Here is a 21301-nt window from a genome sequence, read left to right as displayed (position 1 = left end):
ATGGAGATAATCGATGAACTGGAAAACGCTGGATTTCGAACAACTCACTGCGCGGGAGCTTTATCTGATTTTGCGCGCGCGCAGTGCGGTGTTCGTCGTCGAACAGTCGCATGTCCATCTCGACCCGGATGGTCGCGATGAAACCGGCACGCACGTATTCGCCGCCGAGGACATGAGCCGTTCGATGCCCGTGCTCGCCTATGCACGCATCAACGAGGGCGACGCGGATGATCCGGAAGTCGTGGTGGACAAGATCTTGACGAGCCCGCTGCGTCGCGGCGACGGCACCGCGCACGCACTGATCGAACGCGTGCTCGCGGTGACCGCCGAGCGTTGGCCCGGCCGCCGCGTGCGGCTGACCGCGCCGGTGAGCCTGCGCGGTTTCTACGAGGCGTTCGGCTTTCGCAAGACCGAAGGGCCGTTTCTCGAGCACGGCATGCCGTACATCGGTCTGACGAGAAAGGGCCGGCAATCGCGCGAAGCATCGGGCGCGAGCAAGGCTCCGTTCGCCGCGAGCGACAACGCCACGACGTACGAGTTGCTGTAAGCGCCACCAGAGACGCGCAGCGTGCGCCGCAACCGCGCGCGCGGCGAAAGAACCAACGCGGCAGTCAGCAGCATCGAAGGCGTGGACCGTCCGGGCATCGAGGCAATAACAAAGCGATAACAACGCGATAACAACGCGATCGGCGCGGCGCAGGCCGCTTCGAGACGCGTCCTCGAAACAATAAGATCGACGCCGCCGGCATGGGCCGGCGAGCGCACAAACAGCCTATCTCATGCGAATAGTCCATCTCGCCAATCACGCGCAGACGATCGGCAACGGCACCGTCAACATGATGGTCGATCTCGCCTGCATGCAGGCGCGCATGGGGCAGGACGTCGTGGTCGCGTCGTCGGGCGGCGGCTTCGAGCCGCTTTTGCGTCGCCACGGCATCACGCATGTTTCGCTGCAGCAGTCGCGGCAACCGTGGCGCGTGCCGTCGATGATCGCGGGATTCAATCGTCTCATCGATCGTTTCGATCCCGACATCGTGCACGCGCACATGATGACCGGCGCGCTCATTTCGCGTTTCGGCAGCATGCGGCGGCGCTTCGCGCTCGTCACCACGGTGCATCACGAACTGCAGAAAAGCGCGGCGCTGGTGCGCGCGGGCGATCGCATGGTGGCCGTGAGCCGCGCGCTGGCGCTCGATCTGGAGGCGCGCGGCATCGGGCCGGCGCGGTTGTCGACCGTGCTCAACGGCGCCGTCGGCGCGCCGCGGCTCATCACGCGGCCGCCCGCGAAGCCGGTGCGGCTCAAGCATCCGAATATCGTCTGCGTGGCGGGGATGTATCGCAGGAAAGGGATTGCGGATCTTCTGCAGGCGTTCGCGCAGGTGCGCGAGCAGTCCGCGAGCGAGCGCGAATTCATGGCGGAGCCGCATCTGTATCTCGTCGGCGAAGGCCCCGATCGCGGATCGATGGAAGCGCTGGCAGCCGAGCTCGGCATCGCGGAGAACGCGCACTTCACGGGTTTCGTCGCCGATACACGGCCGTATTTCGCGAGCGCCGATGTAATCGCGCTGCTCTCGCGCCAGGACCCGAGTCCGCTCGTGATCGCGGAGGCGCGCGAGGCCGGCTGCGCGATCGTCGCGACGCGCGTGGGCGGTATCCCCGAAATGCTCGACGACGGCGCTGCGGGTCTGCTCGTGCCCGCCGGCGACATCGGGCAGGCAGCGGCAAAACTGCGCTGGCTTCTGCTCGACCGGCAGGCGCGTGGGCAACTGGCGGCGCGCGCGCGTCACGGCCTGCACCAGCTTTCCGTCGAAAGAGTCTGCGACGAGTACCTCGCGGTGTATCAGCAAGCGCTTACGGAGCGCGAAGCACTGAAGCGCCGGCAGATCGATCTCGACGCGCGCACACCCCGAACGACAGATGGCGCGATTTAAGCATAGGGCTGACAAATCGCCCCGCTTGCACCGCGCCACGGTACTTTCGTCCAAACCATCCGATCATACAAAAGGCAAAAGCGAGCCGGCTTCCGTTCGCGTTCGCACAGAAAGCCTACGAGATGCTTGCTCAAATGGGTGCATGATCGGTCCGATGGCAACAGCGGGCCGCGAAAGAACGCACACGCCGCGACGCGACGCAGCCATTCTTCAGTTTCCCTGATGAATGCCTGCGCGCGCGCGGCGCGAGCGCAAGAGATGCACGTGAAGCGGTAAGAAGTAAAAAACGAAACAGTGACGTCGAAGCCAGAGGGATTACCCTGTCAGGAAATTCCCAACTGGCATTCGAAGCAACGAAGACGCAACGTATCAAGCACGACGAATGGACCTGTCGGGAACCCGTCGTGCCTTTCGCAGCCCGGGAAGCGAAAGCGATGCGCTCATACACACGGCTACGGAACAGGCGAGAAGGGGAGAAGCGAGATGGATGACAACAAAGAGCGATCGCTGGTGGCGAAGGTCATGGACGGACTCGTCTCAGGGATCGTCGAGCAAAAATATGGCGCGATACTGCCACCGCAGGACATCCTCTCGAAGGAGTTCGACGTGAGCCGCACCGTCATGCGCGAGGCGCTCTCGATGCTGCTCGCGCGGCACATGCTGGATGTGCGGCCGAAAACCGGCACGCGCATTCGTCCGATGAGCGACTGGCGTCTCATCGACGAGGACGTGGTGAGCTGGCGTTTTCGCGCCAAGCCGGATCAGACGTTTTTACGCGATGTAATCGAATTCCGCATGCTGATCGAGCCGCGCGCCGCAGCGCTCGCCGCCGCCCGCGCGACGCCCGACGAAATCGCCGGGATTCGCGATGCATTCGACACACTGTCGCGTCTGCAGGTCGGCGAGCCGGAATATCAGGCGGCTGACGAAGTGCTGCATACGCGCATCGTGGCGGCGAGCGGCAACCAGTTCTTTCGTCAGATGACGGCGATCGTGCGCGGCGCGCTGGTGACGGTCAATCCGATCGTCGACGGCATCGAGTCCGTGCGCGAAGCGACGCTCGCGGCGCAGAAGAGCGTCGTCGAGGCGATCGAGGCGAAAGATCCCGCCGCCGCCGAAGCCGCGACGCGCGCGCTCGTCGACCTGGCCGCGGAAGAAGTCGGCCGCGCGTTCTCGCTGGAGCGCGTGAACAGTCAGCCTGCGTCGCCGAACGTGAACGCGTCCGCGGGTGCGTAGCGCGTCCTCGAACGCATCGGACGATCGAATGTATCGAGCCGGGACATGTCCCGGCTTTTTGCCGTCTGAGCCCGCCGCGCGCAGTCGTCATGCGACGCAATCAGGCACAATGCGTCGCACGACGAATCTGGCGCACGGAGGCAGGCTTGAGCAATACGAATATCGATGAAAAGACGATCCGCTGGGGCATCGTCGGCGCGGGACGCATCGCGCGGCGCTTCGCCGACAGTCTCACGCACGTCGAAGGCGCGCGGCTCGCGGGCGTGTGGTCGCGCCGCGAAGAACCGGCGCGCGCATTGGCCGATGCATTCGATGCCCGCGCATTCACCGATTTCGACGCGCTGCTCGCCAACATCGACGCGCTCTACATCGCGACCTTGCAGGACAGCCATCCGGCGTACGCGTTGCGCGCGTTCGCGGCGGGCAAGCCCGTGCTGTGCGAAAAGCCCGCAGCCGTGAATGCGCGCGAGCTGCAACGCATGATCGACGCGGCGCGCGCGGCGAACGTGTTGTTCATGGAAGCGATGAAGCCGCCGTTCTATCCGCTGTATCGCCGCTTGCGCGAGCATGTGCAAAGCGATCCGATCGGTGAAATCGGTCTCGTTCGGGCCGGCTGCTCGATGGCGAACGTGCCGCTCGATCATCCGTCGTTCTCGCTGGACGCGGGCGGCGGCGCGCTGCTCGATATCGGCATTTACGAGGCGTTTCTCGCGGTCGACTGGCTCGGCGAGGCGCTCGACGTGCAGACCATCGGACGGCTCGGCGCGACCGGCGTCGACGTCTTCGCAAGCCTGAACGTGCGCCACGAACGCGGCATCGCGCAACTGTTCTGCGGACTCGAGCTGCAAGGCCGCGGCGATGCGCTCATCGGCGGCACGCTCGGCACGGTGACGATCCACGAGAACTGGTGGAATCCATCGCGCGCGACGATCGCTTATACGGACGGAAGAAAGGCCGAACTCGACGAGCCGTTCTCGGGCGGCGGCCTCAACTACGAAACCGCGCATTTCTGCGAGCTGCTGCGCGCCGGCGAAACCGAGAGCCCGGTCATGCCGCACGCAACGTCGATGCGGATGATCGCGATCATCGACGCCGCGCGGCGCGATTTGAATCTCAGGTTTCCGTTCGAAACCGACTAATGCGAAAAAGCCGCTTTTCAGCGGCCTGTTTGCGATCAGTGCCGCCCCGGCAGCGCGAGACGCCGCTCGAAAATCCGCTGCACGAATTCGAGCACGCTGCAAAGAATCCAGTAGACGAACGCCGCCGCCAGATAAAGCGGCAACGGCTGATAGGTCGCCGCGATCACTTCCTGCGCGCTGCGCAACAGTTCGGTCACCGTGATGACCGACACGAGCGATGTGTCCTTGATCAGACTGATGAGACTGTTCGACAGGCTCGGCACCGCGATGCGCAGTGCCTGCGGCCCGATCACGTAACGCAGCGTCTGCGCGCGCGACAGTCCGAGGCTATAGGACGCGAGCCACTGCCCGGCGTGGATGCCGAGAATCGCGCCGCGCATGCTTTCCGAGAGATACGCGGCCACGTTCGCCGACAGCGCGATCACGCCCGCGGGCGTCGGTTCGAGGGAGATGCCGAGGCTCGGCAGGCCGTAGTAGATGACGAAGATCTGCACGAGCAGCGGCGTGCCGCGCATCACGCTGACATAGCAGCGTCCGATCGCGACGAGCGCGCGGTTCTGGCTGATGCCCATCAACGCCAGTACGACGGCCGCGATGAGGCCGAAGAACATCGAGTAGAGCGCGAACTTGATCGTCAGCAGCGCGCCTTGCGCCAGCACGGGCGCCGATTGAACGAGCAGGGATGTCGTGGACATTTAAGAGACGCGTTGACTGAAACGGTGCTGAAGTGAAACAAACCGGCACATATTAAACCGAGCCGGCAAAAGAGAAGGGCGGCACCGTTACGATGCCGCCCTCGCGACGCCGGAAACGGCGCGTCTTATTTCGCCGGCTTCGTCACGTCGATGCCGAACCACTTGTCCGAAATCTTCGAGAACGTGCCATCGGCTTCGAGCTGGGTCATGGCGTCGTCGATCGCCTTGGCGAACTTCGGATTGCCCTTCTTGAACGGAATGCCGGACGGATTGCCCGCGCCGACATTCGCGCCGGTGCGCAGCGGCAATTGCGAATTCTTCAGCAAGTACGCGAGCATCAGGCGGTCGTTGAGCGCGGCGTCCAGACGCCCGGCGGCGAGATCACGCAGGTACTCGGGCGCGCCCGGATACGTCTTCACGTCGATGCCCGGCACCGACTTCGCCATGTCCATATAGTTCGTGCCGAGGCCGACGCCGAGCTTCTTGCCCTTCAGTTCTTCGAGCGACTTGAACTCGCGCTTGTCGTCGCTGCGCTGGATCAGTTGCGCGTTCGAGTACGTGTAGGCGGGCGAGAAATCGAGCGTCTGCTTGCGCGCATCGGTGATGCCGACCTGGTTGACGATCACGTCGAACTTGCCCGCCTGCAGGCCCGCGATGATGCCGCTCCATTCGGTCGTGACGAACTCGGGCTTCACGCCGAGCTTGGCCGCGACGGCCTTGGCGATATCGACGTCGAAGCCGACCAGTTCACCGTTCGGCGCTTTCGAGTTGAACGGCGGGAAGGTTCCTTCGAGACCGACGCGCAGCGTGCCGCGCTGCTTGACCTGATCGAGCAGATCTTCGGCGTGGGCGGCGGTCGTGACGGCCGTGAATGCCGCGCCGATCAGGCTGGCGGCGACGAGCTTCTTGAGCGTGGACAGTTTCATCGTGTTGTTTTCCTCTTGATGGGCACAGCGTCTTTTTTTCGATGCGGCGATCATAGTGAAAACGCAATCGCTGCGTAATATCGTTTGCTTATGTCTATATGCCGGATTGGGGCGTCACGCGAGCGCTTCGACGCACTCTTTCACGAGCGCGGGACCGCGATAGATCAGCCCCGTATAAATCTGCACCAGCGACGCGCCCGCCGCGAGCTTCGCGCGCGCGTCGTCGCCCGAGAAAATTCCGCCTACGCCGATGATCGGCACGTCGGTCCCGACCTCCGCGCGCAGCTTGCGGATGACCTCGTTCGACGCGTCGAAGACCGGACGCCCGGACAGGCCGCCCGCTTCGTCGCCGTGCTTCATGCCGGTCACGGCGGTGCGGGAAAGCGTGGTGTTGGTCGCGATCACGCCGTCGATCTTGTGAGCCAGCAACGTGCCCGCGATCGACTTGATCTGCTCGTCGTCGAGATCGGGTGCGATCTTCAGCGCGAGCGGCACGAGCTTGCCATGCAGATCGGACAGCCGCGCCTGCTTTTGCTTGAGCGCGCCGAGCAGCGAATCGAGTTCGCCCGCGCCCTGGAGCTGCCGCAGATTCTTCGTGTTCGGCGACGAAATGTTGATCGTCACATAGCTCGCGAACGGATAGACGCGCTCGAGGCAATACAGATAGTCCTCGGCGGCGCGTTCGATCGGCGTATCGGCGTTCTTGCCGATGTTCAGTCCCAGCACGCCGCGATAATGCGCGGCCTTGACGTTCGCGACGAACTGATCGACGCCGCGATTGTTGAAGCCCATCCGGTTGATGAGCGCGTTCGCCTCGGGCAGCCGGAAGATGCGCGGGCGCGGATTGCCCGGTTGCGCGCGCGGCGTCACGGTGCCCACTTCGATGAAGCCGAAGCCGAGCGCCGCGAGCCCGTCGATGCACGCGCCGTCTTTGTCGAGCCCCGCCGCGAGTCCGACCGGATTGCGGAACGTGATGCCCATGACGGTGCGGGGCGAATCGGGGCCGCGCTTGGCGAGCATGCCGGCGAGCCCGGTGCGGCCAGCCGCGCCGAGCATGCGCAGCGTCAGATGATGAGCGTCTTCCGCGTCCATCTTGAAGAGATGCGAACGCGCGATCGGATAGAGGGAACTGAACACGAAATGAAAGCCGGCGACGGCGAATTTTTTTAAGACCGCTATTTTAGCCGTTTCGGACGGCGTGCCGGTCCGGGCGCGCGGGAGGGACTTCGGCGGCTATTTCGGCTGGCTCGGGCCGTTGATGCGCCCGGGCATCGGCAGCGCGCCCGCGGAGTGCGTGTTCGCGGGATCGAGCAGCGTCCAGCGGCCGTCGATCAGACCTTCCAGCGGCCGGAAATTGGCCTTGTACGCCATTTTTTCGCTTTCGCGGATCCAGTAGCCGAGGTAGACGTGCGGCAAGTCGAGACTCTTCGCCTGCTCGATCTGCCAGAGGATGTTGAAGGTGCCGTAGCTCGTCTTCGGCAGATCGGGTTCGAAGAACGTGTACACGGACGACAAGCCGTCGCCGAGTATGTCGATCATGCTGATCATGCGCAGTTCGCCGGGCTCGTCCGGATGTCCCGGATGCGCGGGTTCGCGAAACTCGACGAGCCGCGAATTGATCCGGCTTTGCAGCAGGAACTGCTCGTACTGATCGCGGCTGTCGCGGTCCATGCCGCCGCCCGCGTGACGCGCCGACTGATAGCGCATGTAAAGCGCGTAATGCTCTTCGTCGTAATGCAGCGGCGCGACGCTCGCGATCAGATTGCCGTGCAGCTTCCAGACGCGCCGCTGCGCCCGGTTCGGCACGAAGCGCGCGACCGGCACGCGCACCGGCACGCAGGCGCGGCAGCCGTCGCAATACGGTCGATACGTGAAGACGCCCGAGCGCCGGAAGCCGGCCTTGACGAGTTCGGTGTAGACGTCGGAGTTGATGAGATGGCTCGGCGTGGCCACCTGCGAGCGCGCAACACGCCCTTCCAGATAACTGCAAGGGTAGGGCGCTGTTGCATAGAATTGCAGCGCGGAAAGCGGTGACAGCGGCAGCTCGTTCGGATGTGTCACGTTGGCGGCTCTCGCAGGCGTCGTCTCGTCGTTGCCGGCCGGCGCGCGAGATCGTCTTCAGGCGCGCGGCGGCTGCATTGCATGTGTCGCTCGGGCATCACGCGTGTAGCGTTTAGCGTGCCAGCACGTCGAGAAGGACGGATTTGTCGAAGCGCCAGCCGATCGCCGGTTCCGCCGTCGCCCGTCTCAGATGCGCGACGAACGCGCGGCGCGCGATCTCGCGGCCGCCCAGCGACGCCAGATGCGACGTGTTCTGCTGGCAGTCTATCATCTCAATTTGATTGCGGCGCAAGTGTCCGACGAGCGCCGCAAGCGCGATTTTCGACGCGTCGGTCTTGTGCGCGAACATCGACTCGCCGAAGAACATGCGCCCGAACGACACGCCGTACAGTCCGCCCACGCGCACGCCGTCGAACCACGTCTCGACGCTGTGCGCGTTGCCTGCGCGATGCAAGGTCGTGTAGGCATCCACGATATCCGACGTGATCCACGTTCCGCGCTGGCCGTCGCGTGGCGTGTCGGCGCAGGCGCGCATCACGGCGGGAAAATCGTCGTCGACGCGGATCTCCCAGACCGGATCGCGCACCACGCGCTTCAAGGTCTTGCGCAGCGAATCCGACACCTTGAACTCGGCCGGAAACAGCACCATGCGCGGATCGGGACTCCACCACAGCACGGGCTGGCCGTCGGAATACCACGGGAAGATGCCGCGCCCGTAAGCATCGATGAGCCGCGACGGCAGAAGATCGGCGCTCGCGGCGAGCAGGCCCGGCGCGCCGCTCGCCGCGCCGAGCGCGCGCTCGACGGGCGGGAAGGGATCGTCGTCGGCGAGCCAGGGAACCATGTTCTCGGGAGGGCGGCGTTCAGTGAGATTCGTCGGACAGCGGCGGAATCAGCCGTCGCGCAGCGTGCGGAAGATGTCGCCCGTATGCAGCGTGAAGTTTCCGGCGGCGCGATCGGCGAAGAAGAATCGCAGCGTCTGTCCGACCGTCGGAAAGGCGATCTCGTCCCACGGAATCTCGCTTTCCTCGAAGAGCTTCACTTCCAGACTCTCCTCGCCGGGATCGACTTCGATATCGAGCAGCCGCGCCAGATAGAACAGATGCACCTGATGCACGTGCGGCACGTTGAGCAGCGTGAAGAGACTCTGAATCTCCACGCGCGCGCCCGCTTCCTCGAGCGTCTCGCGCGCGGCGCCTTCGCTCGTCGTTTCCTGCATTTCCATGAAGCCCGCGGGCAGCGTCCAGTAGCCGTAACGCGGCTCGATCGCGCGACGGCACAGCAGCACCTTGTCGTCCCACACCGGCACGGTGCCCACGACGTTGCGCGGATTCTGATAGTGAACGGTGCCGCAGTTGTTGCAGACGAAGCGCTCGCGGTTGTCGCCGGGCGGAATGGCGAGACCGACCTCGTGGCCGCAGAGGGAACAGAATTTCATGGAAATGGACGTGGGAAGTGTGCTGCGAGTGTATCACCGCACCGCCGCGGCTTTGAGGCGCGCGAATGGATTGCGGTATCGGTCGCGGCGCATGTCCGGCGTGCCCGAGGGCGAAGGTGCGACGCCTGCCTTCTCGCTACAATAGTTGACCGGAATTGCAATGTCCCTTTCACGATCAGGCCGCCGCGCGCGTCCCAACCGAACGCCATGTCATCCACGCCAGCCGCTTCAAGCCGTTCTCCGATGCTCGCCACCGCCGACGCGCTCGGCCGTCTGCTCGACGCCGCGCGTCAGGTCGACGCCCGCGAGCGCGTCGACACGCTCGATGCGCTGAACCGCGTGCTCGCCGCCGACGTGACCTCGCCGCTCGACGTCCCGCCGATGCACACCAGTTCGATGGATGGCTACGCGGTTCGCATCGCCGATCTCGCTGGCGCGAGCGAAGGCGCGCCGGTCACGTTGCGGGTGTCGCAGCGCATCCCGGCGGGGCACGCGGCCGGGCCGCTCGCGGCGGGTACGGCCGCGCGCATCTTCACCGGCGCGACGGTGCCCCCCGGCGCGGACGCCGTCGTCATGCAGGAAATGGCACAAGCGTCGGACGACGGGCGCGTTGCGTTCGGGCAGGCGCCCACGGCGGGCGAGTGGATCACGCAACAAGGCGCGGATATCCGGCGCGGCTCGGTGATCCTGCCCGCAGGCACGCGCCTGACGCCGCAGGCGCTCGGGCTCGCGGCGTCGGTCGGATGTGCGCAGCTCGAGGTCGTGCGGCGCGTGCGCGTCGCGATCTTCTTCACCGGCGACGAACTGCGCATGCCGGGCGAGCCGCTCGAACCCGGCGCGATCTACAACTCGAACCGCTTCACGCTGCGCGCGCTGCTCGCGAAGCTCGGCTGCGAGGTGACGGATCTCGGCATCGTGCCGGACCGGCTCGATGCGACGCGCGAAACCTTGCGGCGCGCGGCGGCGGACCACGATCTCATCCTGACGTGCGGCGGCGTGTCGGTCGGCGAGGAAGATCATGTGAAGCCGGCGGTCGAGGCCGAAGGACGCATTTCGATGTGGCAGATCGCGATGAAGCCGGGCAAGCCGCTCGCGTTCGGCGCGGTGCGGCGCGGCGGCGCGGTTCGCGATGAGGCGTTTTTCATCGGCTTGCCGGGCAATCCGGTTTCGAGTTTCTGCACGTTCCTGCTGTTCGTGCGGCCGTTTCTGCTGCGGCTCGCGGGCGTGACGAACGTCGCGCCGCGCGTCTATTCGATGCGCGCCGACTTCAGCCAGAAAAAAGGCGATCGCCGCAACGAATTCCTGCGCGCGCGCGTGAACGCGTCGGGCGGCCTCGATCTCTTCGAGAATCAGAGCTCGGCCGTGCTGACATCGACCGTCTGGGGCGATGGTCTCATCGACAATCCGCCGAATCATGCGATCGGCGCGGGCGAGATCGTGCGCTTCATCCCATTTTCAGAACTGACGCGGTAGAGAAATGAAGATCGATTTGAGATTTTTTGCGAGCGTGCGCGAGGCGCTGGGCGTCGCGAACGAGACGGTCAGCGTGCCGGACACGGTGGTCAATGTCGGCGACGTGCGCGCGTGGCTGCGCATGCGCGGCGGCGTGTGGGAAGAGACGCTCGCGGAAGGCCGTGCATTGCGCATGGCCTGCAATCACGTGATGACGAATCCGTCACAGCGCATCACCGAGGGTTGCGAAGTGGCGTTCTTTCCGCCTGTGACGGGTGGCTGAGATGAACACGCGTTCGAAAATCCGCGTGCAGGAAGCCGATTTCGACATCAGCGCGGAAGTGGCCGCGTTGCGCGCCGACAATCCGAAAGTGGGCGCGGTCGCGTGTTTCGTCGGCACGGTGCGCGATCTGAACGAAGGCAGCGCCGTCGAGACGATGGAACTCGAGCATTACCCCGGCATGACCGAAAAATCGCTCGAAACGATCGCCGATCAGGCGCGCGAGCGCTGGCGCGGCTCGGACGTGCTGATCGTGCATCGCGTGGGCAAACTCAAGCCGCTCGATCAGATCGTGCTCGTCGCGACGACGGCGATGCATCGCGCGGAGGCGTTCGAATCCTGCGCCTTCGTGATGGACTATCTCAAGACGCAGGCGCCGTTCTGGAAGAAGGAGAAGACCGAAGCGGGCGAACGCTGGGTCGACGCGCGCGAGTCCGACGATACGGCGCTCGCGCGCTGGCAGACCTGACCGGCGTCATTTTTCGTCGGCCGATTTGCCGATGAACTTCGCGGGAAACGGCTCGGCGTCGGGACGCTCGGGGAAGCGCGGCTCGGGCGCGCCGCCCGTGCGCTGCCGCTTCAGCGCCGCGAGGAGTTCCTGCTGCTCGACGGGAATCTCGTAGTCCCAGCCGAACTTGCTCAACTGCAAGCTCTGCGCGATGCGCAGCGCGGGTTCCATGAACTGCACGGCCGCAGCCGGCTCATAGCGCGACTCGACCGTGTTGAGAAACAGCGACAGCCAGCGCGCGAAGTGTTGCGGCTCGATATCGTCGATCGGGCGATGCGCTTCCTGCACGTTGCCGCGATATTGCTTCGATCCGAGCACGAGACTCGACCAGAAGGTGGTCATTTTGGCGAGATGCTCGTCCCAGCGGCCGGCGAGCGCGCGCGAAAAGATCGGCCCGAGGAGCGCATCGTCATCGACGCGCCGATAGAAGGCTTCGACCAGCGCGCGGACATTGGCTTCGCTGGGTGCGCGTTCGCGCGGGGCATCGGCGGAAAGGTGTTCGGTGTTCGTCATCTTTGAAACAGTGAAGGCGGATCAGATAATTTTCCGGCGAAGAATGTAAAGATGCCGCAAAATGGCGCATCCATGCGGCCGATTCGTCGACGCGCGTCTCAAGCCGTACGAAAAGCACGCTTGTACGGATTCCGTGCATTTTGGTACGACGCGGGCGAGCGGTGCGCCGATGGTAAGTCAGCCACGTCCGCTCGTGTCATCGTCCCTCGTCTTGACGCGGACTCCTTGACGATACGCGCGTTTCGTCGAAATCCCGAGGCGCTTTTGCATCCACTTTCTCCGCGCGAGATCATGCGACTCACCGATTACACCGATTATTCGCTGCGCGTCCTGCTCTATCTCTCGGTTCGACCTTCCGGCCTTTCGACGATTCAGGAAATCTCGGATGCATATGGCATTTCGAAGAACCATCTGATGAAAATCGTCCAGCAGCTTGGCGAACTCGGGTGGGTCGAGACCGTGCGCGGCCGCAACGGCGGACTGAGACTTTCATCGCGGACGAACGACCTCACGATCGGCGACATCGTGCGCAGAACCGAAAGCGATTTCGCGCTCGTGGGCTGCCTCGTGAATCAGCCGGCGGATCGGCAAGCCTCGTCGCACGCGCGCTGCGTCATTCAGCCGGCCTGCCGGTTGCGCGGCGTGCTGGCAGCCGCGCGCGACGCCTTTCTCGCCGAACTCGACAAGCACACGGTCGGCGAGCTCGCTCAACCCGCGAACGATCTGGCGGCTCTGCTCGGCATCGTCAGCATCGCGCCGATTGCGGTGGGTGCGCCCGGGGCGCTTCGCGCGCCTTCGTGATTCCAGCCGGCACGCGTTGAACGAAACCCGGACGCCGTAGGTCAATTCAGAGCCTGGGCGGTTGGCTGCCGCCATTGTCGAAGAGCAAAAAGAGCACTTTCCGGCCCAAACGATGCTTGAAAGTGACAAAAAGCGCCTCATTTTGGTCGTATTCAGAATCGGAGCTTTTAAAAAATGAGAATCGACAAACTCACCACCAAATTTCAGGAAGCGCTGTCCGACGCGCAGAGCCTCGCGGTCGGGCGCGACAACCAGTACATCGAACCGGTGCATTTGCTGGCCGCGCTCATCGCGCAGCAGGACGGCTCCGCGCGCTCGCTGCTGTCGCACGCGGGCGTGCAGGTTCAGGCGCTGCAAACGGCGCTCAACGAAGCGATCAACCGTCTGCCGCAAGTCCAGGGCACCGACGGCAATGTTCAAGTCAGCCGCGAACTCGCGGGCCTGCTCAACGCCGCCGACAAGGAAGCGCAGAAGCTCAACGACACGTACATCGCGAGCGAGATGTTCCTGATCGCCGTCGCGGATGACCGTGGCGAAGCCGGCCGTCTCGCGAAGCAGCACGGCCTGACGCGCCGTGCGCTCGAAGCCGCGATCAACGCCGTGCGCGGCGGCGCGCAGGTCAATAGCCAGGACGCGGAAAGCCAGCGCGAGGCGCTCAAGAAATACACCGTCGATCTGACCGAACGCGCCCGTGCGGGCAAGCTCGATCCGGTCATCGGCCGGGACGATGAAATTCGCCGCTCGATCCAGATTCTCCAGCGCCGCACGAAGAACAATCCGGTGCTGATCGGCGAGCCGGGCGTCGGCAAGACGGCGATCGTCGAAGGACTCGCGCAGCGCATCGTCAATGGTGAAGTGCCGGAAACGCTCAAGGGCAAGCGCGTGCTCTCGCTCGACATGGCCGCGCTGCTCGCGGGCGCGAAGTATCGCGGCGAGTTCGAGGAGCGCCTGAAGGCCGTGCTGCACGACATCGCGAAGGACGAAGGGCAAACCATCGTCTTCATCGACGAGATTCACACGATGGTCGGCGCGGGCAAGGCCGAAGGCGCGATGGACGCCGGCAACATGCTCAAGCCGGCGCTCTCGCGCGGCGAGCTGCATTGCATCGGCGCGACGACGCTCGACGAATACCGCAAGTACATCGAAAAGGACGCGGCGCTCGAGCGGCGTTTCCAGAAAGTGCTCGTCGATGAACCGTCGGTCGAGGCGACCATCGCGATTCTGCGCGGCTTGCAGGAGAAGTACGAACTGCATCACGGCGTCGAGATCACCGATCCGGCTATCGTCGCGGCGGCGGAGTTGTCGCATCGCTATATCACGGACCGCTTTTTGCCCGACAAGGCCATCGATCTGATCGACGAAGCCGCGTCGCGCATCAAGATGGAAATCGATTCGAAGCCCGAAGAGATGGACAAGCTGGATCGTCGTCTCATTCAGCTGAAAATCGAGCGCGAGGCCGTGAAGAAGGAGAAGGACGAGGCGTCGCAGAAGCGTCTGCAACTCATCGAAGAGGAAATCGACCGGCTCAATCGCGAGTATTCCGATCTCGAGGAAATCTGGACTGCCGAGAAAGCGGCGGTGCAGGGCAGCGCGCAACTGAAGGAAGAAATCGAGAAAGTGCGCGCGGATATCACGCGTCTGCAGCGCGAAGGCAAGCTGGAGAAGGTCGCCGAGTTGCAGTACGGCAAGCTGCCGGAACTCGAAGCGCGTCTGAAGCAGGTGACGCAGGCCGAATCGCAGGAGCAGAACAACCCGACGCGTCCGCGTCTTCTGCGCACGCAGGTCGGCGCCGAGGAAATCGCGGAAGTCGTGTCGCGTTCCACCGGCATTCCCGTTTCGCGGATGATGCAGGGCGAGCGCGAGAAGCTGCTGCAGATCGAAGCGAAGCTGCATGAGCGCGTGATCGGCCAGGACGAGGCGATCGGCGCGGTCGCTGACGCGATTCGCCGCTCGCGTGCGGGTCTGTCGGATCCGAATCGTCCGTATGGCTCGTTCCTGTTCCTCGGGCCGACGGGCGTCGGCAAGACGGAACTGTGCAAGGCGCTCGCGGCGTTCCTGTTCGATTCGGAAGATCATCTGATCCGCATCGACATGAGCGAGTTCATGGAGAAGCACAGCGTCGCGCGTCTGATCGGCGCGCCGCCGGGATACGTCGGTTATGAGGAAGGCGGCTATTTGACCGAGGCCGTGCGCCGCAAGCCGTACAGCGTGATTCTGCTCGATGAAATCGAGAAGGCGCATCCGGACGTGTTCAACGTGCTGCTGCAAGTGCTCGACGACGGGCGCATGACGGACGGTCAAGGCCGCACCGTGGACTTCAAGAACACGGTGATCGTGATGACGTCGAACCTCGGCTCGCAGGTCATTCAGGGCATGGTCGGCGAGCCGCAGGAAAGGGTGAAGGACGCCGTATGGGAAGAAGTGAAGCTGCACTTCCGGCCGGAATTCCTGAACCGTATCGACGATGTCGTCGTGTTCCATGCGCTCGATCGCACGAACATCGAGTCCATCGCGAAGATTCAGCTGGCGCGTCTGCACGAGCGGCTCGCCAAGCTCGATATGGACCTCGACGTGTCGGATGCGGCGCTCGCGCAGATCGGCAAGGTCGGATACGACCCGCTGTTCGGCGCGCGCCCGCTGAAGCGCGCGATCCAGCAGGAGATCGAGAATCCGGTCGCCAAGCTGATTCTCGCGGGCCGGTTCGGGCCGAAGGACGTCATTCCCGTCGATGTGCGGGAAGGCCAGTTCGTGTTCGATCGCGTGGTGCATTGAGGGCGGTTCGGTCGTAGCGGTAGCGCGGCGGCCGTCGGGCGAAAAAGGCAACGGAGCGATTCGTTGCCTTTTTTGTTTCTATAATCTGTGCGATTGCACGGATTCCCGCGCGGAGCACGTGCGATGAATGAAAATCCATTCGATTGCATGGATTATCGTGATCTCATATAATGATTCGGTTTTATCCCTGCGATCGCACGGATTCAAATTATGGAAATCGATATTCGAACGGCGAGCGAAATCGGCGTCGCGGTGCGTGCGGCGCGCAAAGCGCAACGGCTTCGCCAGGACGATGCGGCCGGCAGCATCGGCGTCAGCGAGAGCTTTCTCGGCAAGGTCGAAAAGGGCGCTGAGAGCGTGCATTGGGGCAAGCTGTTCCAAGTGCTCGAAGGCTTGGGCGTGCGCGTGACGGTCGATATCCCGGACGAAGCGGGTGAGCTTTTCGCGGGAGAGGCGGTCAAGCGTTACGTCCGCGTCGAGCGCGCCGAGAAACGTCGTCGCGCACGAGAGGACGCGGATGAGTCCTGAGACCATCGCGACGCTCGAAGGCCGCCGCAATCTGATCGCGAGCATCAACGACGTCGAAGTGGGCGTGCTCAACGCCGACGACGACATCTGGTCTTTCTCCTATCTGCCGGCGTGGCGCGACAGCGTGGACGGTTATCCGCTGAGTCCGGCGCTGCCGCTGCAACCGAACGCGTTGCGCGACGGCAGCACCCGCCGCTCGGTGCAGTGGTACTTCGACAACCTCCTTCCGGAAGAAGGCCAACGCACGCTGCTCGCGCGCGACGCGGCCATTCGCAACGAAGCCGATGGCTTCGCGCTGCTCGCGCACTACGGTGCCGAATCGGCGGGTTCGGTGACGCTGCGTCCACCCGGTGCAAGCGACGAGCAACCGCCCGCCGAGCGCTTGCTGCCCGACGAAGCGTTGCAGGCGCGGATCGACGCGTTGCCCCGCCTGCCGCTCACGCACGACGCACTCAAACGCATGTCGCTCGCCGGCGCGCAGCACAAGCTGGCGGTGGTGTTGCGCGACGACGCGTTGTTCGAGCCGGCAGGCCGCACACCGTCGACGCATATCCTCAAGCCGAATCATCAGGACACCGATGACTATCCGCACTCGGTCATCAACGAATGGTTCGTGATGAAGCTCGCCGACAAGCTGCGCCTCGGCGTTCCGGGCGTGCATCGGCGCTACGTGCCTTCTCCCGTGTATCTCGTGGATCGCTTCGACCGCGAGTCGCGGGCGGGACAATGGCGCCGGCTGCATAGCATCGACGCTTGCCAGTTGCTCGACCTCGCGCGTACGTTCAAGTACGAGCAGGGCAGCGTCGAGCAACTCGCGACACTGGCCGCGCGTTGCCGGAATCAGGCGTCCGCACGCACGCGGCTCTTTTCGTGGCTCGTGTTCAATGTGCTGGTGGGAAATTCGGACGCGCATCTGAAAAACCTGAGTTTCCTCGTCTCGCGCCAAGGTATTCAGCTTGCGCCGTTCTACGACCTGCTGAGCGTAGCCGCATACGCGACGCCGTCGTATCAAAAGGACGCATGGCCGAAGCGGGCATCGTTCGCGTGGGACATCCTCGGCGCGCGCTACTACGACGACTTCGATCGCGCGTTGATGCTGCGGGCGGGCGAAGTGCTCGGTATCGCCAGGACGACGGCCGAACGGCTGCTGGATGCGCTCGCAGGTTCGATCGTGCGCGCGGCCGCCGATCTGTACGCGCGCGTCGAAGAGAAAAACGCGGCGTTGCTCGCCGAGCGGCCGGGACTCGCTGCGACGCTCGGCGGCGAGCTGATGTGTCTGCGTGTGATCCGCTACACGATCATCGAGGACATGACACGCAAGCTTGCAGCCGCCTGAAACACAAAAGCCCCGCTCGGTTCAACGCCGGCGGGGCTTTCGATTCAATGCGTGAAAGCGCGTTCAGCCTTGCTTGGGCTCTTCGCTCTTGCCGAAAAGACCTGCGAGGCCGCCAAGCGAGCCCAGAACGCCGGTCAGATCGAGCTGGCCTTCGGGCGGCACCTCACCGTTCGGCGTTGCGCGATCGACGATATGCGGCAGCACCGCCGCGAGCATGCCGGACAGTTGGTCGCCCGAGACGCCTGCTTTCTGCGCGAGCGCGCCGACGTTGTCCTGCCCGAGCACGTTCGTGAGCGTGTCCGGGCTGATGGGCTTGTTCTCGCCCGTGCCGATCCACGACTGGACCACGTCGCCCGCGCCGTGTTGCTGGAAGCGCTGGATCAGGCCCATGAGGCCGCCGGGCTGGCTGTTGACGAAAGCGAGCGCCGCGGCGATCAGCGCGGCCTGGCCGGACTGAGCCGGTTGGCCGCCCGGTTGTTGCGACGAATTGCCGAGGGTGGAGGCGAGGATATCGAGTAGGCTCATGACGGTCTCACTACGAGAGGTTGCGGGGTGGGTTCGCCTGTGCCGCCGCATTCGGCTCGGAACCGGTCGCGGCGGCGCGGGCATCGGCCGCGAGCGGCCGTTCGACGATGGTCATACGAAGGCAAGTTTCCTTCGACAAGGTTCCCCGAAGAATCACTGACTGGCAGCCGCGGCGCTGGCGGCCTTATCTTTCTTGCTGCGTTTCGATTTTGCGGGCTTCGCTTCGCTCGCGGCGGAAGGGCTCGACGCACTCGCTGCTGCCGACGCTGCGCTGTCCTTTTTCGATTTTTTCGACGCCTTCGTTCCCGATGCAGGCGCGGCAGGCGTCGTGGCCGGCGTCTGCGCCGTCGTGGCTGCGGGCGAGGTCGCGCCGGTGGCCGCGGTCGACGATTTGACCGTCGAGTTCGGCGCGGCGCTGCCGCCTTGCGTCGACGGCGTCGCGGGCTTCGACGGTTTGCCTGTCGGCGGCAGCGACGAGCCGCCGATCGTCAGCCCATTCTGTTCCAGATTCGTCACGGATTTGGCGCCGAGACCCTTGACGCGAGTCGCGAGATCGTCGGCGTCCTTGAAGGGGCCGTTCTTCGTGCGCTCGTCGATGATCGCCTTCGACTTCACCGGCCCCAGACCCTTCACCGATTCCAGCGCGGCTTGATCGGCGGTATTGACATCGACCGCGGCGAACGCCGCTCCCATCGACAGCACGAACGCAAAGCACAGCATCAGCAGCTTTTTCAGCATGACGGCACTCCAGGCTTGAGAGAAAGGATGAATCGATAAGTTCGGGCCAATCGGGAAGATGCCGTTAAGGATAGGGCAAAAAACCGTCCCGAACGATGGCGCCCGCATTGTGCACGACCCCGCCGCGCGCACCGCGCCCGCGCACAATCTTTAACGTTGCAAAACGCTGCACGGATGACGTCGCTGTTTTAGCGGGCGTGCGCGCATCACTTCGATGTGCGCGCGGACGTCTTCGCGAAAGCGCCGCGGACCTCGAAGCCGACTTTATCGACGACTTCGCCTTTTGCATCGACCAGTTCGAGCACATGCCGGCCCGGCCACGGCAGCCATGCCGCTCGGGCGTCGTGACCGTAGGGTTTGCCGTCGAGCCGCCACGCGAGGCGCGCGCTGCCGTCCACGCGGGTGAACCACACGCGCTGACGCGCCGGCGGAATGTCAGGGTCGAGCGCGAAGATCGTGCCGTCCGTCGGTGCGCCGATGCGTGCGGCCCGCGCGTCGGCGTTCGCGCCGCGTGCCGCCTGCGCCGCGTTCGCCGTGAGACCGATGGCGCTCATCTGCGTGCCGCGCACGAACCACTCGCTGCGCGCCGGTTCGATGTCGTTCTGATACGTGACGCGCGTCGTCACGACGCCCGATGGCGCTTGCGGCGCGCGGCTATCCGATCGCCGGTTCAGATAGTTGACGATCGCGTTCCACGCCGGCGCCGCGCCCGTCACGCCGGAAACGTCCCACATCGGCGCGCCGTCGGCATTGCCGACCCAGACGCCCACGGTGTAGCGCGATGTGAAACCGATCGCCCAGTTGTCGCGCATGTCCTTGCTGGTGCCGGTTTTCACGGCGCTGAAGGTGCGCGTGGCGAGCACGCTGTCGAAGCCGAACGTGCGCGTGCGTGCGTTGTTGTCCGCGAGGATGTCGGTGACGATGAAGCTCGCTTCCGGGCTGAAGACGCGCGTGCCCGCCTGCGCCGGCCGATGGTCCGCGAGATCGAAGAAGGGCTGTGCGACGCCGCCGTTCGCGAGCGTGCGATACGCGTTGGCGAGCGTCGCCAGCGTCACGTCCGCGCTGCCGAGCGCGAGGGAAAAGCCATAGTAATCGCCTGCTTGCGACAAAGGCAGCCCGAGCGCGACGAGCGTCTTCGCGAAGCGATGCGGCGTGACCATCACGAGCGTACGCACCGCCGGCACGTTGAGCGACGAGCCGAGCGCGGTTCGCACGCTTACCCAGCCCTTGAAGTCGTGATCGTAGTTTTGCGGAATGTAGAGGCCGCCGCCGGTCGCGAGATCGAGCGGCGCGTCGTCGAGCAGCGTGGCGGCGGTGACGCGCTTTTCGTCGATCGCCTGCGCATACAGAAAGGGCTTGAGCGTCGAGCCGGCCTGACGTGCCGCGAGTACGGCGTCGACTTCCGGCGCGTTCGACAGGCCGCCCGCCGAGCCGACCCACGCGAGCACGTCCCCCGAACGATTGTCGATCACGATGGCCGCCGCGTCGTGCACATTGCGCGGATGCGCGCGCGCGTTCAGTTCGGCGAGCGTGCGGGCGAGCGTATCGCGGGCGAAGCGTTGCAGGCGCGCGTCGAGCGTGGAGCGCACGCGCGCGCCGGCCTTCGGATGCACTTCGCCCGCGATGCGTCGCGCGAGATGCGGCGCGAGTGCGTCGTCGCCCTGAGCGAAGGCGGGCGCGGACGCGGTGCGGGTCAACGTGAGCTGCACGTAGCTGTCGAGATTGATGCACGGATCGACGCTCAGCGCGACGCCGTGCAGCGTCTGCATGTCGCGCAGAATCACGCACGCGCGCGCGGCGACCTTCGCAAAGGGCGCGTTCGGCGCGCGCACCAGCGCGGCGGCGAGCGCCGACTCGCGTTCGTCGAGACCGGAAGGGGCCTTGCCGAACAGCGTCTGCGATAGCGCCGACAACCCGACGATCTCGCCGCGAAACGGCACGAGATTCAGATACGCCTCGAGAATCTGATCCTTGCGCCAGGTGCGTTCGAGCCACAGCGCGCCGATTGTCTGCCCGGCCTTTTCGCCGATCGAACGGCGGCCGGCGCGCTTGCCGTCATCGTCGATGAGACCGGTGAGTTGCATCGTCACCGTCGATGCACCGCGCGTACGCGTGTTCCACAAATTGCCCCACGCGGCTGCCGCGGCGCCGCGCCAGTCGACGCCCGCGTGCTCGTAGAAACGCCTGTCCTCCGATACGACGATCGCTTCGCGCAAGGCGGGCGACACGTCGGACAACGCGATCCAGTCGCCGCGCCGCGCGCTCTTGTCGACGCGCGTGCGCGCGAGCGGCTCGCCGTCGCGCGAGAGCAGCACCCAGTCGGAGCTGCGCCAGTTCGCGCGCACTTCGTCGAAGCCCGGCTGCGCCTGCACCGGCATCGATAGCGCGCATGCGATCAGAAGGCAGGCGGCGCGTTTCATCG

The 21301-nt window shown here is 64.8% G+C and carries 21 protein-coding genes; 11 read left to right on the top strand and 10 right to left on the bottom strand.

Translation table 11 applies throughout. The annotated features are described in order from the left end of the window. Positions 1-13 precede the first annotated feature (13 nt). From NCS03_RS08515 to NCS03_RS08500, 4 genes are all read left to right on the top strand, one after another. Positions 14-547: a GNAT family N-acetyltransferase gene (locus tag NCS03_RS08515; protein WP_008349278.1), complete on the top strand. Its 534-nt coding sequence runs from the start codon at positions 14-16 to the stop codon at positions 545-547. 232 nt (positions 548-779) lie between these two features. Further along, complete coding sequence (locus NCS03_RS08510) at positions 780-1931, top strand: glycosyltransferase family 4 protein (protein ID WP_250529055.1); 1152 nt, start codon at positions 780-782, stop codon at positions 1929-1931. 483 nt (positions 1932-2414) lie between these two features. After that, positions 2415-3167: a FadR/GntR family transcriptional regulator gene (locus tag NCS03_RS08505; RefSeq protein WP_008349281.1), complete on the top strand. Its 753-nt coding sequence runs from the start codon at positions 2415-2417 to the stop codon at positions 3165-3167. Positions 3168-3313: 146 nt separating this feature from the next. Beyond that, positions 3314-4306, top strand: a complete 993-nt coding sequence (locus tag NCS03_RS08500) for a Gfo/Idh/MocA family protein (RefSeq protein WP_250529054.1) — start codon at positions 3314-3316, stop codon at positions 4304-4306. A gap of 35 nt (positions 4307-4341) precedes the next feature. Here the strand turns inward: NCS03_RS08500 and NCS03_RS08495 are convergent, their stop codons facing one another. From NCS03_RS08495 to NCS03_RS08470, 6 genes are all read right to left on the bottom strand, one after another. Then, positions 4342-5001, bottom strand: a complete 660-nt coding sequence (locus NCS03_RS08495; protein WP_034473185.1) for an amino acid ABC transporter permease — start codon at positions 4999-5001, stop codon at positions 4342-4344. Between the two features lie 125 nt (positions 5002-5126). Then, entirely contained in the window at positions 5127-5927 is an 801-nt protein-coding gene (locus NCS03_RS08490) for a cystine ABC transporter substrate-binding protein (RefSeq protein WP_008349288.1), read from the bottom strand. 114 nt (positions 5928-6041) lie between these two features. Further along, positions 6042-7064, bottom strand: coding sequence for a quinone-dependent dihydroorotate dehydrogenase (locus NCS03_RS08485; protein ID WP_250529053.1), 1023 nt, complete (start codon positions 7062-7064; stop codon positions 6042-6044). Between the two features lie 96 nt (positions 7065-7160). Further along, entirely contained in the window at positions 7161-7988 is an 828-nt protein-coding gene (locus tag NCS03_RS08480) for an arginyltransferase (RefSeq protein WP_033536383.1), read from the bottom strand. 112 nt (positions 7989-8100) lie between these two features. Beyond that, positions 8101-8832 (bottom strand): leucyl/phenylalanyl-tRNA--protein transferase, encoded by a 732-nt coding sequence (aat, locus tag NCS03_RS08475; RefSeq protein WP_008349292.1) that lies wholly within the window; start codon positions 8830-8832, stop codon positions 8101-8103. Positions 8833-8880: 48 nt separating this feature from the next. Then, complete coding sequence (locus NCS03_RS08470) at positions 8881-9426, bottom strand: NUDIX hydrolase (RefSeq protein ID WP_008349294.1); 546 nt, start codon at positions 9424-9426, stop codon at positions 8881-8883. Positions 9427-9669: 243 nt separating this feature from the next. On the opposite strand from NCS03_RS08470, the gene NCS03_RS08465 reads away from it, so the two are divergent. The 3 genes from NCS03_RS08465 to moaE are packed head-to-tail and all read left to right on the top strand — an operon-like array spanning position 9670 to position 11627. Further along, the gene (locus NCS03_RS08465; RefSeq protein WP_350029356.1) at positions 9670-10899 is read left to right on the top strand and encodes a molybdopterin molybdotransferase MoeA; all 1230 of its coding nucleotides are present in this window, start codon (positions 9670-9672) and stop codon (positions 10897-10899) included. Positions 10900-10903: 4 nt separating this feature from the next. Next, positions 10904-11161 (top strand): molybdopterin converting factor subunit 1, encoded by a 258-nt coding sequence (gene moaD, locus NCS03_RS08460; RefSeq protein WP_008349297.1) that lies wholly within the window; start codon positions 10904-10906, stop codon positions 11159-11161. Position 11162: 1 nt separating this feature from the next. Next, entirely contained in the window at positions 11163-11627 is a 465-nt protein-coding gene (moaE, locus tag NCS03_RS08455; RefSeq protein WP_008349299.1) for a molybdopterin synthase catalytic subunit MoaE, read from the top strand. Between the two features lie 6 nt (positions 11628-11633). On the opposite strand, the gene NCS03_RS08450 is transcribed toward moaE, so the two are convergent. After that, the gene (locus NCS03_RS08450; RefSeq protein ID WP_034473178.1) at positions 11634-12179 is read right to left on the bottom strand and encodes a group III truncated hemoglobin; all 546 of its coding nucleotides are present in this window, start codon (positions 12177-12179) and stop codon (positions 11634-11636) included. 291 nt (positions 12180-12470) lie between these two features. On the opposite strand from NCS03_RS08450, the gene NCS03_RS08445 reads away from it, so the two are divergent. The 4 genes from NCS03_RS08445 to NCS03_RS08430 all read left to right on the top strand — a co-directional run bounded on the left by NCS03_RS08445 (position 12471) and on the right by NCS03_RS08430 (position 17616). Continuing rightward, the gene (locus NCS03_RS08445; RefSeq protein ID WP_250439840.1) at positions 12471-12980 is read left to right on the top strand and encodes an Rrf2 family transcriptional regulator; all 510 of its coding nucleotides are present in this window, start codon (positions 12471-12473) and stop codon (positions 12978-12980) included. A gap of 174 nt (positions 12981-13154) precedes the next feature. After that, positions 13155-15752, top strand: a complete 2598-nt coding sequence (gene clpB / locus NCS03_RS08440; RefSeq protein ID WP_008349306.1) for an ATP-dependent chaperone ClpB — start codon at positions 13155-13157, stop codon at positions 15750-15752. Positions 15753-15962: 210 nt separating this feature from the next. Continuing rightward, complete coding sequence (locus NCS03_RS08435; protein ID WP_008349308.1) at positions 15963-16280, top strand: helix-turn-helix domain-containing protein; 318 nt, start codon at positions 15963-15965, stop codon at positions 16278-16280. Then, entirely contained in the window at positions 16270-17616 is a 1347-nt protein-coding gene (locus tag NCS03_RS08430) for a HipA domain-containing protein (protein WP_250529052.1), read from the top strand. The genes NCS03_RS08435 and NCS03_RS08430 overlap by 11 nt, the downstream gene beginning before the upstream one ends. A gap of 63 nt (positions 17617-17679) precedes the next feature. On the opposite strand, the gene NCS03_RS08425 is transcribed toward NCS03_RS08430, so the two are convergent. The 3 genes from NCS03_RS08425 to pbpC all read right to left on the bottom strand — a co-directional run bounded on the left by NCS03_RS08425 (position 17680) and on the right by pbpC (position 21299). Further along, positions 17680-18141, bottom strand: coding sequence for a YidB family protein (locus NCS03_RS08425; RefSeq protein WP_008349311.1), 462 nt, complete (start codon positions 18139-18141; stop codon positions 17680-17682). Between the two features lie 153 nt (positions 18142-18294). Beyond that, on the bottom strand, positions 18295-18879 hold the full coding sequence (locus tag NCS03_RS08420; RefSeq protein ID WP_175982271.1) for a ComEA family DNA-binding protein: 585 nt from the start codon (positions 18877-18879) through the stop codon (positions 18295-18297). A 206-nt stretch (positions 18880-19085) separates the two neighbouring features. Beyond that, positions 19086-21299, bottom strand: a complete 2214-nt coding sequence (pbpC, locus tag NCS03_RS08415; protein ID WP_250529051.1) for a penicillin-binding protein 1C — start codon at positions 21297-21299, stop codon at positions 19086-19088. Positions 21300-21301 lie beyond the last annotated feature (2 nt).

The sequence above is a fragment of the Caballeronia sp. ATUFL_F1_KS4A genome (assembly GCF_023630905.1).
Taxonomy (GTDB): domain Bacteria; phylum Pseudomonadota; class Gammaproteobacteria; order Burkholderiales; family Burkholderiaceae; genus Caballeronia; species Caballeronia zhejiangensis.
This window is presented reverse-complemented; position numbering and strand designations above follow the sequence as displayed.